Source organism: Olsenella sp. SW781, from assembly GCF_012027725.1.
In the GTDB taxonomy this organism is placed as follows: Bacteria; Actinomycetota; Coriobacteriia; order Coriobacteriales; family Atopobiaceae; genus Thermophilibacter.
Map to the genome: position 1 here is coordinate 98,757 of NZ_SJOU01000004.1, position 14,947 is coordinate 113,703.

Consider the following 14,947-nt stretch of genomic DNA (forward strand, 5'->3'; position numbering starts at 1 on the left):
CGTCCCATTCTACGGCAAAGCGGCACGGCCGTCGGGGCTGGGGCAGGCGTGCAAAGGGGACAGTCACTTTTGCACGCCTCGCCCTCGCGCGTGCGGCGGCGAGGCGCTAGGCGAGAAGGACGAGCGCGACGAGAAGCGCGGCGGTCAGCAACCCGGCCACGAGCTCCCGGCGTCCGAGGCGCTGCTCGTGGAGGTGCGTGCGGCCCTCGCCCCCCTCGTAGCAGCGGGCGTCGAGCGCGCGGGAGAGCCCGTCGGCATGGCGCAGCCCGCTCGCGAGCAGGGCCACGACCACGGGCACGATGGAGCGCACGCGCTGGACGGGCCCGCCCTCGTCGAAGGCGCCGCCGCGCAGCGACTGGGCGTCGATGATGGCGGAGGCCTCGTCGGCGAGCGTGGGCACGAAGCGCATCATGAGCGAGAAGACCATGGCGATCTCGTGTCCCGGCAGGCCGACGCGCGAGAGCGGGGAGAGCATGCGGTCGAAGGCGTCGGAGAGCTGGGTGGGGGTCGTCGTGAGCATGATGAGCGAGCCGGTCACGAGCGCGAGCGCGAAGCGCGCGGTGTAGAGCGCTGCGGCGGCGACGCCCCCCGAGGTGATCGAGACGGGGCCGAGCGTGGCCACGACGTCGCCCGTCCTCACGAAGAACAGGTTGAAGAGCGAGAGGACGGCGAGAAACACCAGGAGGGGGCGCACCGAGGCGAGGACCCTGCCGGCGGGCACGCGAGAGAGCAGGAGCGTCGCCGCGACAAAGGCGACGGCGATGCCGAGCTGGGCGGCGTTGGACACGCAGAAGATTGCCACGAGTGCCGCGAGCGCGCAGACGAGCTTGACCCGCGCGTCAAGCCGGTGGATGGGGGAGGGGGCGGCGTAGTACTGCCCGACCGTTATTCTCAGCATTTCCCCTCCCGTGCAAAGGGGACAGGCACTTTTGCACGCTCCGCGCGGGCGCGAATCACGGCGACGAGCTCGTCGGTGGTGAGGGGGTCGCCGAGCGGGGGCCAGCCGTGGTCCTCGAGCTCGCGAGCCACGCGCAGGGAGCGTGGGATGCCGAGGCCGCCCTCGCGGAGACGGCGCTCGTTGCCGCGCGAGAAGACCTCGCGGGGGGTGCCTATGGCGACGAGGCGCGACTGGTCGAGCGCGACCACGCGATCGGCGCGCGCCGCATCCTCCATCGAGTGCGTGACCTGCACGAGGGTGATGCCCTGCTTGGACAGGCGGGCAAGCACGCGGCGCAGCATGGCGCGGCCGCGCGGGTCGAGCCCCGCCGCGGGCTCGTCAAGCACGAGGATGCGTGGCCCCATGGCGAGGATGCCGGCGAGCGCGCAGAGCCGCCGCTGCCCTCCGGAGAGCGTGAAGGGCGAGTCCTTGCGGCGGTCGGCGAGGCCCACGGTCTCGAGGGCGCGCGAGACGCGCCGCTCGACCTCGGCCGCGGGCAGCTTGAGGTTCTGAGGCCCAAACGCCACGTCCTTCTCGACCGTCTCGGCGAAGAGCTGACGCTCGGGGTGCTGCATCACGTAGCCGACGGAGCGCTTGGCCGCCCTGCGACCGCGTCGGGAGGACGTGTCATGGCCGTCGACGACGACACGCCCCTCGTCGGGGCGCTCCAGTCCGCAGAGCAGCCGGAGCAGCGTGGACTTGCCCGAGCCGGTCTGCCCGATGACGGCTGTCGAGGAGCCCGCGGGGACCTCGAACGAGATGTCGTCGAGCGCCCGCGTCCCGCGCCCATACGAGAACGACGCGTGCTCGACCCGCAAATTGGGGACGTGTTTTTTCTCGCAGGCGGAACGGGACAGGCCTGGGCGGTCCGTCGGCATCTGCGCGGCGGCCGCGGCAGGCCTGTCCCGTTCCGCCTGCGAGAAAAAACACGTCCCCAATTTGCGGACGACGTCCTGCTCGTCGCAGGTCCAGGGGAGGCCGAGGCGCTCGGAGAGGCGGGCGGCAAACGGCACCTCGAGGCCGAGCCCGGAGAGCTCGGGCCCGTGCGAGAAGACCTCGCCCGGCGTCCCCTCGAGCACGATGCGGCCATGGTCCATGACCAGCACGCGGTCCGCCTCGAGCGCCTCCTCCATGAAGTGCGTCACGTGGACGAGCGTGGTGCCCGCAGCAGCGAGGCGGCCCATCACGCGCAGGATCGCCGCGCGCCCGCGCACGTCGAGGAGCGACCCGGGCTCGTCGAGCACGAGCACGGCCGGCTCCATTGCGAGCGCCCCGGCGATGCACACGCGCTGCCGCTGTCCGCCCGAGAGGCGCGCCGGGTCGGCCCCGGCATACCCCTCCATCGCAACGCGGCGCAGCTCACGGGCCACGCGCGCGGCGATCTCCTCGCGCGGCAGGCCGAGGTTCTCGGGCCCGAAGGCCACGTCGTCCTCGACGACGCTCGTGACGATCTGGTCGTCCGGGTTCTGGAAGACGAGCCCGAGGGAGCGCCTCGCACGACGGTATGCCTCGAGGTCGGGCCTGCCGTCGGCGCACACGCGCTCCCCGGCGAGCTCGACCGCGCCCTCGTCGGGGGCGAGCAGTCCGCAGATCACGGATGCCAAGGTGGACTTGCCCGAGCCGTTGGCGCCGAGCACGCAGACCCGCTCGCCGCGCGCCACCTCGAGGGAGACGTCGTCGAGTGCGCGCACGCCCCCGTCGTAGACGAGGGTCACGTGCGAGAGCCTCACGGGCGGATGCTCGATGGGCGGATGCTCGGCGGGCGCCACGTTCTTCTCGCCGGCCTATCGGGAGACGATCTGCGCGATGGGCTTCTGAATGAGTGCCGTCACCACGCAGTTGATGACGATCTTGAGCGCGTTGAACGGCAGCAGGATGGGCACGATCATCGCGATGACGTCGGCCGTGGAGACCGCCGTGTAGAGCGGCGTCACGACGATGTTGCCCACGATGCACGCGGCGAGCGCGATGACGGCGCCCGCGACCATGCCGACGACGAGGCCACGCGTGCCGCCCATGCGGCGGGCGATGACCGCCGCGGGCACGCAGAGGGCCACGCCGGCGACGATGGCCATGAGGTGGCCCCACACGTTGAACGAGAAGAGCGTCTTGAGCACCCACGGGAGGATGACGACGATCGCGCCGGTGCTCGGGCCGAAGGCGAGCGCGGCGACAAACGCCACGATGCCCGAGGGGTCGTACATGAGCCACGGCGCGGGCGGGAAGATGGGGATCTCCACGAAGGTGAGCACGAACGCCAGCGCGCAGAAGAGCGCCGTCGTGGCGATGCGCCTGGTGGACCAGGAGCCGCCCGCGGTGGTGGAGTGGGTGTCGTGGGACGCGTGCGTGGAAGCAGCCATGGTGGCCTCCGTTTCTTCCATCCGGACTGTAACCGTTGGTCCCGGACTCCCACCGGGTCAGCCGCCTTTTTAGCGGGTCGCGGACTTCGGGGGCCGTGCCGCCCGTTACCGCCAGTGGGGAATTTCACCCCGCCCTGAAACTGTCAGCGGGAGTGTAGCACTTCTCGGCGTCTCGTGTGCCGTCTCGCGCGCTGCTATACTCAAGAAGTTGCATATCCCCTGCCGTCTCCATTGAAGGGAAGCGTGTGGCAGAGCATGTCTGAGAGCGATCAGCCCCTCGCGTGGAGGCTCCGGTCCATCGTCGGCGAGGAGAACGTCCTCGTGGACGAGCCCATGAGCGAGCACACCACGTTCAAGGTCGGTGGCCCGGCCGACCTCTTCGTCACGCCCGAGGACCCCGACGAGGTGCGCGAGGTCCTTCTCGCCTGCGACGAGGCGGGCGTTCCGCGCTTTGTCATGGGCCGCGGCTCTGACCTGCTGGTTTCCGACGACGGCTATCGCGGGGTGATCGTCTCTCTGGCAGAGTGCCTCGTGGGCGTCTCCATGGATGGAACCGAGATGACCTGCCAGGCGGGCGTTGACCTGCGCGAGGCCTCGGAGATGGCCTGCGAGCTGGGGCTATCCGGCCTTGAGTTTGCCTGCGGGATTCCCGGGTCGATCGGCGGCGCCTGCTTCATGAACGCGGGCGCCTACGGCGGGTGCGTGGCTGACGTGCTCAAGAGCGTGCGCGTCCTCCTGCCGGATGGTTCGCAGGAGACGATCGGCGTCGATGACCTGAACCTGGGCTACCGCCGCAGCCGCGTGGCGTCGGACGGCCTCGTGGTGCTCTCGGCGACGTTCGCCCTCGAGAAGGGCGACCCCGAGAAGATCCGCGCCACGATGGACGACCTCATGCGCCAGCGCGAGGAGAAGCAGCCTCTGGAGATGGCGAGCGCGGGGAGCACGTTCAAGCGCCCCGAGGGCCACTTTGCCGGCAAGCTGATCATGGACGCCGGGCTGCAGGGCTACCGCGTGGGCGGGGCCGAGGTCTCCCGCAAGCACGCCGGCTTTGTGGTGAACACCGGCGGCGCCACCGCGGCGGACGTCCACGCGGTGATCGAGCACGTCCAGGACGAGGTCGAGCGCCAGTTTGGCGTGCGCCTGGAGCCGGAGGTCCGCTTCCTGGGGTAGGGCGTTTTTCTCGTTGCCCGTTCCCGTTCCCGCCGACGCCCGTTCCCGCCGACGCCCGCTGTCGCCGACGCCCGCTTAGGTGAGCAAAAAAGCTGAACTTCTACGCACGATTTCCTTAGGTGAGTAAGGTATTCCCAGCTCAGAGGAATCGCATGCGCTTAGGTGAGCAGCGTTGATTCAAGTAATTTGCTCACCTAAGCAGCAGATGCGGTTCGGGGAAGCACATGGCGAGAAGGGCGCGTGGCGAGAAGGACGCGCGGTCGCAGGTTCTTCTCGCTAGTTCTTCAGCGAGTTGAGCGGCGCCGGGAAGCGGCCGCCGCGGTGCGCGAAGACACTGCCGGCGAAGCGGTTGACGGGCATGACCGGCGCGGATCCGAAGAGGCCGCCAAACTCGAGCATGTCGCCCTCCGCCCGTCCGATGGCCGGGATGAGGCGCACCGCCGTGGTCTTGGTATTGATGACGCCGATGGCCATCTCGTCGGCGATGATGCCGGCGATGGTCTCCACGGAGGTGTCGCCGGGCACGGCGATCATGTCAAGGCCCACCGAGCACACGCAGGTCATGGCCTCGAGCTTCTCGAGCGAAAGCGCGCCGTCCACGGCCGCGCGGATCATGCCGGCGTCCTCGGAGACGGGGATGAAGGCGCCGGAGAGGCCGCCCACGGAGGAGGACGCCATGACGCCGCCCTTCTTGACGGCGTCGTTCAGCAGCGCCAGCGCGCAGGTGGTGCCAGGGCCGCCGCACTCGCCCACGCCGACGGTCTCGAGGATCTGGGCCACGGAGTCGCCAGCCGCCGGGGTCGGCGCCAGCGAGAGGTCCACGATGCCCTTCTCCACGCCCAGGCGGCGGCTCGCCTCGCGGCTCATGAGCTCGCCCGCGCGCGTGATCTTGAAGGCGGTCTGCTTGATCTTCTCGGCCACGTCCATGAGGCTCGCGGACTCGGGAAGCTCGGCCAGCGCCGCGGCCATGACGCCGGGGCCGGAGACGCCCACGTTGATGACGGCGTCGGCCTCGCCGGAGCCGTGGACGGCGCCCGCCATGAACGGGGAGTCCTCGACCATGTTGGCAAAGACGACGAACTTGGCGGCGCCGTAGCAGTCGATGTCCACGGTGCGGTGCGCGCACTCGAGGATGGTCTCGGCGGAGAGCAGCACGGCGTCCATGTTGATGCCGGCGCGCGTGGAGGCGATGTTGAGGGAGGAGCACACGCGGTCGGTGGTGGCCAGCGCCTCGGGGATGCTCGCGATGAGGCGGCGGTCGGCGTTGCCCATGCCCTTCTGCACGAGCGCGGAGAAGCCGCCCATGAAGTCGATGCCCAGGGTCTCGGCCGCGCGGTCCATGGCGTGCGCGAGCGGGGAGAGGTCCTCGTCCGGGCAGCCGGCGGCGATCTGGGCGATCGGCGTCACCGAGACGCGCTTGTTGGCGATGGGGATGCCGTACTCGCTCTGCAGGTCGTCGGCGGTCTCCACGAGGTGCTCGGCCGTGCGCGTGATGCGGTCGTAGACCTTGTCGCACATGCGGCCCATGTCCTCATCGGCGCAGCCCGCAAGCGAGATGCCCATCGTGATGGTGCGGAGGTCGAGGTTCTGCTCGGAGACCATCGAGAGGGTCTCGGCAACTTCCTGCGGTGTGATTTCCATGGGCGCCTTTCTCGCGCGGGTTACTGCAACGTTCGATTATACGTGAGCGTGCCGGGCGGCGACGTGGCGGCTCGTCCGGTCCGGTCGGATGCACCCCTGGTTGCCCCCTGGCTGAGTGACCCGTTTCGGACGGACGGGAGCCCTTTGGCGGCCTCGTCTGTCCGAAACGAGTCACTCAGCCGGAGGGGAGTGCCGGCAAGTCGACGTGACAAAGGCGGCAGGTCGCCTTCGTCACGCCTGCGGGCGAGCGAGAAGGACGTTGAGGTAGAAGACGCCGTCCTGGACGCCGGCGTGGAGGGTGCCGCCGTAGCGCTCGGCGATCTGGCGCATGGAGCGCACGCCGAAGCCGTGGTTCATGCCGTCGACCTTGGTGGTGATCGGCAGGCCGTCGGCCGAGAAGTGCGGCAGGTCGGGGCAGTAGTTCTCCACGCTGACGCCGACCATCGCCCCCCGGCGCTGGACGGAGAGCGTGATGGCCCGACGCTCGGGGTCGGGCAGGTCGCGCACGGCCTCGATCGAGTTGTCGAGCGCGTTGCCAAAGAGGGAGTAGATGTCTGCCGGGGCCATGAAGTCGAGCGCGCTGCCCTCGGCCATCACCGTGAGCACGATGCCGCGGTTGGAGCAGGCGAGGCTCTTCTCGGTGAGGATGGTATCGAGCGCCTCGTTTCCGGTCTCCACCACGGAGTCGTAGACGTTGACCTCGCGCTCGATGTCAGCGAGCACGGCGCCGTCCACCACCGCCCCGCTCTGCGCGAGGTGACGGATCTGGTGCTTGATGTCGTGGCACTTGATGTTGATGGCCTCGATGTTCTCGCGCGAGAGGCGGTACTGGCGCTCGCGCTCGGCCAGAAGGCGCTCGGTCTCGGCGCGCTCGATGTCCGCGTGCTTGGCGTAGAGCAGCTCGTACTCGGCGATGAGCACGAACACGCACACCATGGGGTGCACGAGGCGCAGCAGGACGAGCAGGTTGAACGGGATGCCCTTGAACACGAGCGCCTTGATGATGACGTCAAAGCCAATGACCACGATGACCACGACGACGAGCATCGAGAGCATCATGCGGTTCTCGACCTCGAGAAGGCCCTTGACGTTGACCCTCCTCACGAGGAGCCAGTATCCGGCGGCGTAGACCACGGTCGGCACGCCGATTGAAACGACGGCTTCCCATGCGCCGTCGAGCTGGGCGCTCGCACTGTGGGTGACGACGAGCTGGATGAGGATCTCGAGCCCGCTCGCGATGTTCTGAAGCGTGTAGCCGGCCGTGGCACAGAAGATCGCTGTCCAGGGGCGCACGTCATAGACAAAGAGGACGAGCAGGACAAAGACGGCGAGAAGAACGCTGAAGACGACGAACGCCTGCATCGTGTCGAGCCCGGTGACAACCCCCGTCGCCAGCGGCACGACGGCGATGCCGAGAAGGACGGCGAGCACGGCCATGCTTCTCAGCACGTAATGGGGCCGCTTTGGCAGGCGAACGCAGAGCAGCGTGATGGGCACCAGGAGCTGTGCCAGCGGCTCGAGCGACCACCAGGTCTCGAAGAACTCCCTCACCTGCGGCCGCCAAGATAGTCCGTCACCGCGTCCATGACCTCGCGCTTGCGCGTGCGCGAGACGTGCAGCTGCTCGCCGGTGACCATCTGGAGCGTCTGGGGCCGGATGAACGAGATCTTGTCCATGTTGGCGAGGCAGCTCTTGGCCACGCGGACGATGGGAGCACCGTCGAGCTCCTCCTCGACCTGGCCGAGGGAGCCGCGCGCCTCGACCTCCTCGCCGCTCTCGAGGTGATAGGTGAGCTTGTGACCGGTGACCTCGATGTAGACGATCGAGCTGAAGGGTACGACGCGCACGCCGTCCTCGGTGGGAACCATGACCGAGCGCCCGGAGTTCTGCTTGATGACGCGCAGGGCGCGGTCCAGGTTCATGGAGAGGTTGCCCCAGGTGACGGGCTTCACGATGAAGCCGGTGGCGCCGACCTCGTAGCCCTTGACTGCGTACTTGGCGAGGTTGGTGACAAAGATGATGGGCGTCGTCTCGTCGTAGACGCGCATGAGCTGCGCCGCCTCCATGCCGCTGATGCCCGGCAGGTCGATGTCCAGGAGGATGAGGTCGTAGCGCCCCTTGTCGGTGAGCATCTCCATTGCGGACTTGAGCCACGTGATCTGGAACGCCTCGGCATGGGCGTCCCCATAGCGACGCAGGTAGTCGGTGAGCCGGCGAGCCTCGTCCGGCTCGTCCTCAACGATGAGCGCTCGATACATGCTGTTCCCTCCCTGGGCCCGGTCGTAGCCAAACCCATCCCCGGTAAAAGGGTACCTCATAACGTTCGCCGGCAGAACGAGACCGTCTACCGGCGGTAGGTAACGAACGGTGTCACCGTTTGGCGGATTTGCGTGACAGACGCGTCACAAAAAACACACCTCAGGCCAAAACTGACGCCTGCGAGCAGCGCCGCGTTTGAATGGAGCCAACCGCAAAAGGTTGGACCTCGTGCGGGCATATGGGCCCGGCACGGGGAAGGGAGCGAGGAGGAACCCATGAAGAAGCAGTTGATTCTTGCCGCGGCGTGCGCGCTCGCGATCTCGATGCCGCTCGTCGGCTGCGGCGGCAACGGTGGCGGCGGCACCGCCAGCACCGGCGACGACACCGCCCAGTCCGAGTCCGGCGGCGACTTCGACGCCGTCGAGGCCTACTACGGCCAGTGGCACGGTTACGTCGAGATCACCGGTGAGACCGTCTACGGCACCTCGGGTGGCGTCGAGACGATGCTCGATGTCTATCTGGAGCAGGACGGCTCCTGCAGCGTCGAGCCGGTCGAGGCCCACGCCGACCTGCTGACCGACGAGGGCACCTGGGAGGCCACCGAGGGCGAGATCACCCTGCACCTCACCGATGGCGACATCGTGATGACGGTCACGGGCGAGGAGAACGCCGAGGCCAACGCGGCCGACTTCGACATCGCCGACTTCGACACCATCCTGTTCGACTTCTACGGCTAATCCGTAGGCACCTGCGTTAGGGCGGCGCGGCCGGAGCATTCCGGCCGCGCCGAGGGAAGAGATGGCTCCAACAAAGGGAGACAAGCATGAAGAGCATTTCGCGTAGAGGGTTCTTCGCCGGGACCGCGGTTACGGCCGGCCTGCTCGGCCTGGCCGCCTGCGACACCACTACCAACGAGCCTGCCGAGGAGCAGCCCTCCTCCGGCGGCGGCTACACCGAGACGGAGACCGAGGCCGGCTACATCGTCGTCGAGCAGGAGGGCGGCAAGCGCCTGTCCTACTCCAAGGACTCGGGCCTCAAGCTCATCGAGCAGGACGGCTTCGCGTTCAAGGACTTCGAGGGCACTGGCGAGCTCGTTCCCTATGAGGACTGGCGCCTCACGGCCGAGGAGCGCGCCGAGGACCTGGCTGGCCGTATCTCCATCGAGCAGATTGCCGGCCTCATGTGCTTCTCCGCGCACCAGACCTCCATCGAGAGCGACCGTGCCGTTACCGACGAGCAGAAGGAGTTCCTGGACGGCAACGTTCGCGCCGTCCTGAACGCCGCCTCGAGCTTCCCCGCGTTCCAGCAGGCCGAGTGGGCGAACAACATGCAGGCCTACGTCGAGGGCTCCGAGAACAAGATCCCCATCAACTTCTCGTCCGACCCGCGCAACGGCAACAACTGCATCGACTGGCCGGGCAACCTCGCTCTCGCTGCCACGTTCGATCCTGAGATGGCCAAGCAGACCGGTGCTGGCATTGCCCGCGACATGCGTCTCATGGGCATCACCACGTTCCTTGGTCCCCAGATCGACGTCTCGTCCGACCCGCGCTGGCAGCGCTTCTCCGGAACCTTTGGCGAGGACCCCGCGCTCTCCCGTGACATGACCAAGGCGTTCTGCGACGGCATGCAGTCCACCGTCGTTGACGGCGAGGACCAGGGATGGGGCACGGGCTCGCTCGTCGCCATGATCAAGCACTGGCCGGCCGAGGCTGCCGGCGAGGGCGGCCGCGAGGGTCACGTTGACGGCGGCAAGTTCGCCGTCTATCCGGGCGACAACTTCGAGGCCCTCATGATCCCGTTCGTGGACGGCGGCTTCAAGCTCGACGGCAAGACCGGCTGCGCCGGCGCCATCATGACGTCCTACACCATCGCCTACGACGAGAACGAGAAGTACGGCGAGCTCGTCGGCTCCGGCTTCTCCAAGTACAAGGTCGCCGAGCTCCTGCGCGACAAGTACGGCTTCCAGGGCTCTGCGTGCACCGACTGGGCTGTCCTGAATGACCAGGGCGCCGGCATGGCAACCAGCTGGGGCCTCGAGGACGGCAGTGTCTGGAACCCGGCTAAGCGCGCCTCTAAGTCCGTCGAGGTCGGCGTGGACCAGATGGGCGGCTGCAACGACCCGACCCTGCTCGTCTCCGCCTATGAGGACATGGTCGCCAACCTCGGCGAGGAGCAGGCCGACGCCAACTTCCGCGCCTCTGCCAAGCGTCTGCTGCTCGGCTACTTCAACACGGGCCTCTTTGAGGATCCCTACGTTGATCCGGACGTTGCCCGCTCCACCATCGACAAGGAGGGTGGCGACGAGGAATCCGCGGCCGCCGCGCTCGACGCCCAGGTCAAGGGCATTGTTATGCTCAAGAACCACGACGGCGTCATCAAGGCCGCCGAGGGCGACGCCAAGCCCAAGGTCTACGTGCCGATGCGCTACAGCTCCTCCTATCAGTCCGCGAGCATGTTCGGCGGCATCTCCACGACGCCGTCCTCCTGCGAGCTCCCGCTGCTCCAGGGTACGCTCGAGAAGTACTTCGAGGTCGTGACTGACACTGTCGCCGAGACCTACACCGGTCCTGCTGACGAGGACGGCAACCCCACCGTGGCCGAGGCCGACATCACCCGCCTCACCGCCGCCGACATTGCCGACTGCGACTACGTCGTCGTCTGCGCGGCGGCCCCGACCAACCTCGACGAGCGCGGCGGCAAGGACCTCGACGGCAACTTCATCCCGCTGTCCAACCAGTACCGTCCGTACACGGCTGACAACGAGTACGTCCGCCAGGTCTCTCTTGCCGGCGACATCCTCGAGGACGGCACCAAGGAGAACCGTTCCTACTACGGCAAGACCTCCATCATGACCAACGAGGTCCAGCTCGACCAGATCCTCCAGGCCGCCGCGACGGCGCACGAGGCCGGCAAGCCCTGCATCGTGATCCTGGACATCGCCAAGCCGATGTGCGTCCACGAGTTCGAGCCCGAGGTCGACGCCATCCTCGTCTCCATGTCCGGCGCGACCGAGGCGGCCTGCCGCATCATCTGCGGCACCGACGAGCCCTCCGGCCTGCTGCCCATGCAGATGCCCAAGGACATGCTCGACGTCGAGAAGCAGCTCGAGGACGTCCCGAGGGACATGGAGTGCTACACCGACGCCGACGGCAACAAGTACGACTTCGGCTTCGGCCTCAACTACTCCGGCCCCATCAGCGACGAGCGCACCGAGAAGTACTGCGTCGAGCCGCTGACCGCGCCCGAGGCGTAAACACGCGCTGAAGGACCCAAAGGGGCGCGCCGCTGCCATCCTCCCTGGCGCGGCGCGCCCTTCCTCTATCGAGGTTCTTCTCGATACGTTTTCCGGCGTTCTTCTCGCCCGCCGCTCGAATGCGCGACGTGCGGTTTGCGCCGTCAAAACGACAGGTTGCGGGAAAGGCGAAACAAGCTTCGCCCGAACCCGTTGAATGAAGGTACCTGCAACAGAAGGGAAGGGGAGTACCCATGGCTGATGCCAAGAAGCCCAGGAAGAAGATGACCCGTCGCGGGTTCATCGCGAGCGGCGCCACGGCCGCCGGCCTCGTCGGCGTTACGGTTGCCGCCAACGTGGGCACCAACATGTTCAAGTCCGCCATCGACCACTACATCGGCGGCGGCGAGACCACCATCACCAACGCCCCCGGCTCCGAGGATTGGGACACCGCGTACTACGACCAGCAGTACCGCGGCCGTGGCCGTGCCACGGAGGAGGCCAAGAACATCGTCATCGAGATCGAGGGCGAGGGCATCGTCCTTCTCAAGAACGACAACAACGCGCTGCCGCTGGCCGCCGGCGAGTCCGTCTCCCTCATCGGCCGCTACGCCGCCGACCCCGTCTACGGCGGCGCCGGCTCCGGCACCGTCGACCCCAACGACTGCGTCACGCTCTATGACGGCATCGTCAACGCGGGCCTCGCGGTCAACGACACCGCCTACAACTGGATCGCCGAGAACTACGCCAACTACCCCAAGGCCAACATCACGATGGACAACCCGTCCACCGCGAGCTACTACATCGGCGAGATCCCCTGGTCCGCCTATAGCGACGAGGCCAAGAGCTCCATCGCCGGCACCACTGCCGTCGTGGTCATCGGCCGTGGCGGCGGCGAAGGCGGCGACCTCTCGCGCGACCTCGTCGGCGACGTGAACTCCGGCGTCTCCGAGAACTTCACCCCCAACGACGAGACCGCCAACTATGTGGAGGGCCAGCACGAGCTCGAGCTCTCCAAGGAGGAGATCGACCTCCTGACCGCCGTCAAGGAGTCCTGCGACAAGGTCATCGTGCTCTACAACGGCTCCACCCCGATGGAGCTCGGCCCGCTCATGGAGGGCGACCTCGCGGTCGACGCGATCGTCTCCATCGGCTCGCTCGGCGCCTCCGGCGCGGCGGCCGTGGGCCAGGTCCTCACCGGCGCGGTGAACCCGTCCGGCAAGACCACCGACATCTGGGCCGCGGACTTCACCGCCGACCCGACGTTCGGCAACTTCGGCGGCAAGCAGTACACCGACGTCTCCAACTACTACACCACCAACTACACCGGCACCGTCTCCAACGGCACCGCGTACTTCGTGGAGTACAGGGAGGGCATCTACTACGGCTACCGCTTCTACGAGACGGCTGCCGCAGAGGCCGAGGCGGGCAACTACGACTTCGACTACGATTCCGCCGTCGTGTTCCCGTTTGGCTATGGCCTCTCCTACACCACCTTCGAGCAGACGCTTGACTCCTGCGCCGTGAACGGCGACAACGTCGAGGTCTCCGTCACCGTGACCAACACGGGCTCCGTGGCGGGCAAGAGCGTCGTCGAGATCTACTACAGCGCCCCGTACACCGCGGGCGGCATCGAGAAGAGCGCCGTCGTGCTGGGGGCCTTCGGCAAGACCGCGCTGCTGGACCCGGGCGCGTCCGAGACCGTCGACCTCAGCTTCCCGGTGCGCCAGATGGCGTCTTGGAGCTCCGAGGAGGGCGGCTATGTCCTCGACGCGGGCGACTACGTGATCTCGCTGCGCTCCGACTCCCACACCGTCATCGCCGAGCAGGGCGTCACCCTCGAGGCCGAGACCTACAAGACCGACGACGCCACCGGCAACGAGCTCGCCAACCGCTTCGACGACATGACGACGTACATGGAGGACAACTGCGGCGGCACCATGTCCCGCGCGGACTTTGCCGGCACCTGGCCCGAGGCCGCGGCCGACAAGACCGCTGCCGAGTGCGGCATCACGCTGGAGGAGTACGACTACACGCAGCACCTGGGTGACGAGGCCATGCCCACGACTGGCGCCAGCAACGGCGTCTCCCTCATTGACCTGCGCGGGAAGGCCTACGACGACGAGATGTGGGACCAGCTGCTCGACCAGCTCACCGTGGACGACATGACCACGATGCTCAACGACTGCGCCTACAACACGCCCGCCATCGCGCACATCGGCAAGCCCGCCACCTCCGAGCCCGACGGCCCGGCCGGTTTCACCTCGCTCACCGGCTCCACCGGCAACTGCGCGTACTGCTCTGAGTTCATCATGGCCCAGACCTGGAACACCGAGCTCATGTACCGCACCGGCCAGATGGTGGGTCAGGAGGCTCTGGCGTCCGGCTACAACGGCTGGTACGCGCCGGCCATGAACACGCACCGCTCGCCGTTCGCCGGCCGCAACTTCGAGTACTACTCCGAGGACCCGCTGCTCGCCGGTAAGATGGGCGCCGCGGTGGTCTCGGGCGCCGCGAGCAACGGCGTTTACGCCATGATCAAGCACTACGCCCTCAACGACCAGGAGTCCTACCGCGTCCAGCACCTCTGCACGTGGGCCACGGAGCAGACCGCGCGCGAGATCTACCTGCGCCCGTTCGAGCTCACCATCAAGGAGTCCTCGGCCGAGATGAAGTACATTGCCGACGACCAGGGCACCGTCGAGACCGTCGAGATGCCGGGCTGCACGGCCATGATGAGCTCCTTCAACTACGTGGGCACCACGTGGGCCGGCGGCTCTCATGCCCTGTGCACCGAGGTCCCGCGCGGCGAGTGGGGCTTCACCGGCTGCATCATCACGGACTTCAACCTCTATGGCTACATGGACAAGAACTGGGGCCTCGACGGCGGCACCGACCTGCACCTCACCTACGCCGCGATGACGCCCGCGTTCCAGGGCACCGGCGAGGCCTCCGTCGTGGCGCGCCTGCGCGAGGCGTCCCACCGCGTGCTCTACACCGTGGTGAACTCCAACGCCATGCAGGGCATGGCCCCCGGCTCCACCATCACCACCTCGCCCTCGCCGTGGCAGTACGGCGTCTGGGGCGGCTCCGCGGTGCTGCTCGCCGGTGCGGCTGCGCTCGGCGTGCGCTGCTACCTCGGCGCCAAGCGCAACAAGGAGATCGAGGCCGAAGAGGCTGCCGAGAAGAAGTAGTTCCCGGCTGACCGGCTGAGCCCTTCCCTCCCCGACGGGGCCGACCTTTCTCCTTGGTCGGCCCCGTCATCTTGTGTTGGGCGGGGGGCAGTGGGCGGATAGGCAGGCTGTCGTCACGCCCCCGCAGAGAGGCCGTGCGGGCGGTTCGCGA

The 14,947-nt window shown here is 67.7% G+C and carries 10 protein-coding genes and 1 riboswitch; of the genes, 4 read left to right on the top strand and 6 right to left on the bottom strand.

Going from position 1 to position 14,947, the window contains the following annotated elements; genetic code table 11:
- Positions 1-106: 106 nt before the first annotated feature.
- Genes E0L17_RS03480 through E0L17_RS03490 form a run of 3 tightly spaced genes read right to left on the bottom strand, consistent with a single transcriptional unit; the run spans position 107 to position 3,297 of the window.
- Positions 107-898 (bottom strand): energy-coupling factor transporter transmembrane component T family protein, encoded by a 792-nt coding sequence (locus tag E0L17_RS03480; RefSeq protein ID WP_167929864.1) that lies wholly within the window; start codon positions 896-898, stop codon positions 107-109.
- Entirely contained in the window at positions 892-2,706 is a 1,815-nt protein-coding gene (locus tag E0L17_RS11200) for an ABC transporter ATP-binding protein (RefSeq protein ID WP_167929865.1), read from the bottom strand. The genes E0L17_RS03480 and E0L17_RS11200 overlap by 7 nt, the downstream gene beginning before the upstream one ends.
- Before the next feature lie 15 nt (positions 2,707-2,721).
- Positions 2,722-3,297: an ECF transporter S component gene (locus E0L17_RS03490; RefSeq protein WP_206108991.1), complete on the bottom strand. Its 576-nt coding sequence runs from the start codon at positions 3,295-3,297 to the stop codon at positions 2,722-2,724.
- Positions 3,298-3,302: 5 nt separating this feature from the next.
- A riboswitch (FMN riboswitch) is annotated at positions 3,303-3,443 on the bottom strand.
- 109 nt (positions 3,444-3,552) lie between these two features.
- On the opposite strand from E0L17_RS03490, the gene murB reads away from it, so the two are divergent.
- The gene (murB, locus tag E0L17_RS03495; RefSeq protein ID WP_167929867.1) at positions 3,553-4,467 is read left to right on the top strand and encodes a UDP-N-acetylmuramate dehydrogenase; all 915 of its coding nucleotides are present in this window, start codon (positions 3,553-3,555) and stop codon (positions 4,465-4,467) included.
- A 276-nt stretch (positions 4,468-4,743) separates the two neighbouring features.
- Here the strand turns inward: murB and E0L17_RS03500 are convergent, their stop codons facing one another.
- The 3 genes from E0L17_RS03500 to E0L17_RS03510 all read right to left on the bottom strand — a co-directional run bounded on the left by E0L17_RS03500 (position 4,744) and on the right by E0L17_RS03510 (position 8,366).
- A complete protein-coding gene (locus tag E0L17_RS03500; RefSeq protein WP_167929868.1) occupies positions 4,744-6,108 on the bottom strand; it encodes a PFL family protein in 1,365 nt (454 codons plus the stop codon).
- 231 nt (positions 6,109-6,339) lie between these two features.
- Positions 6,340-7,659, bottom strand: coding sequence for an ATP-binding protein (locus E0L17_RS11205; protein ID WP_167929869.1), 1,320 nt, complete (start codon positions 7,657-7,659; stop codon positions 6,340-6,342).
- Positions 7,656-8,366, bottom strand: coding sequence for a LytR/AlgR family response regulator transcription factor (locus E0L17_RS03510; RefSeq protein WP_167929870.1), 711 nt, complete (start codon positions 8,364-8,366; stop codon positions 7,656-7,658). Before E0L17_RS03510 ends, E0L17_RS11205 begins: the two co-directional genes overlap by 4 nt.
- 276 nt (positions 8,367-8,642) lie before the next feature.
- Between E0L17_RS03510 and E0L17_RS03515 the strand changes: the two genes are divergently transcribed.
- The 3 genes from E0L17_RS03515 to E0L17_RS03525 all read left to right on the top strand — a co-directional run bounded on the left by E0L17_RS03515 (position 8,643) and on the right by E0L17_RS03525 (position 14,796).
- Complete coding sequence (locus E0L17_RS03515) at positions 8,643-9,104, top strand: hypothetical protein (RefSeq protein ID WP_167929871.1); 462 nt, start codon at positions 8,643-8,645, stop codon at positions 9,102-9,104.
- 86 nt (positions 9,105-9,190) lie between these two features.
- The gene (locus tag E0L17_RS03520; protein WP_167929872.1) at positions 9,191-11,623 is read left to right on the top strand and encodes a glycoside hydrolase family 3 protein; all 2,433 of its coding nucleotides are present in this window, start codon (positions 9,191-9,193) and stop codon (positions 11,621-11,623) included.
- Positions 11,624-11,856: 233 nt separating this feature from the next.
- Positions 11,857-14,796 carry a glycoside hydrolase family 3 protein gene (locus tag E0L17_RS03525; protein ID WP_167929873.1) on the top strand — a complete coding sequence of 980 codons (2,940 nt, stop codon included), beginning with the start codon at positions 11,857-11,859 and terminating at the stop codon, positions 14,794-14,796.
- Positions 14,797-14,947 lie beyond the last annotated feature (151 nt).

Excerpts from the sequence above, each read along its gene's own strand:
- E0L17_RS03500 (WP_167929868.1), bottom strand. The coding sequence starts at position 6,108 with ATGGAAATCACACCGCAGGAAGTTGCCGAGACCCTCTCGATGGTCTCC.
- murB (WP_167929867.1), top strand. The coding sequence starts at position 3,553 with ATGTCTGAGAGCGATCAGCCCCTCGCGTGGAGGCTCCGGTCCATCGTC.
- E0L17_RS03510 (WP_167929870.1), bottom strand. The coding sequence starts at position 8,366 with ATGTATCGAGCGCTCATCGTTGAGGACGAGCCGGACGAGGCTCGCCGG.
- E0L17_RS03480 (WP_167929864.1), bottom strand. The coding sequence starts at position 898 with ATGCTGAGAATAACGGTCGGGCAGTACTACGCCGCCCCCTCCCCCATC.
- E0L17_RS03525 (WP_167929873.1), top strand. The coding sequence starts at position 11,857 with ATGGCTGATGCCAAGAAGCCCAGGAAGAAGATGACCCGTCGCGGGTTC.
- E0L17_RS03490 (WP_206108991.1), bottom strand. The coding sequence starts at position 3,297 with ATGGCTGCTTCCACGCACGCGTCCCACGACACCCACTCCACCACCGCG.
- E0L17_RS03520 (WP_167929872.1), top strand. The coding sequence starts at position 9,191 with ATGAAGAGCATTTCGCGTAGAGGGTTCTTCGCCGGGACCGCGGTTACG.
- E0L17_RS03515 (WP_167929871.1), top strand. The coding sequence starts at position 8,643 with ATGAAGAAGCAGTTGATTCTTGCCGCGGCGTGCGCGCTCGCGATCTCG.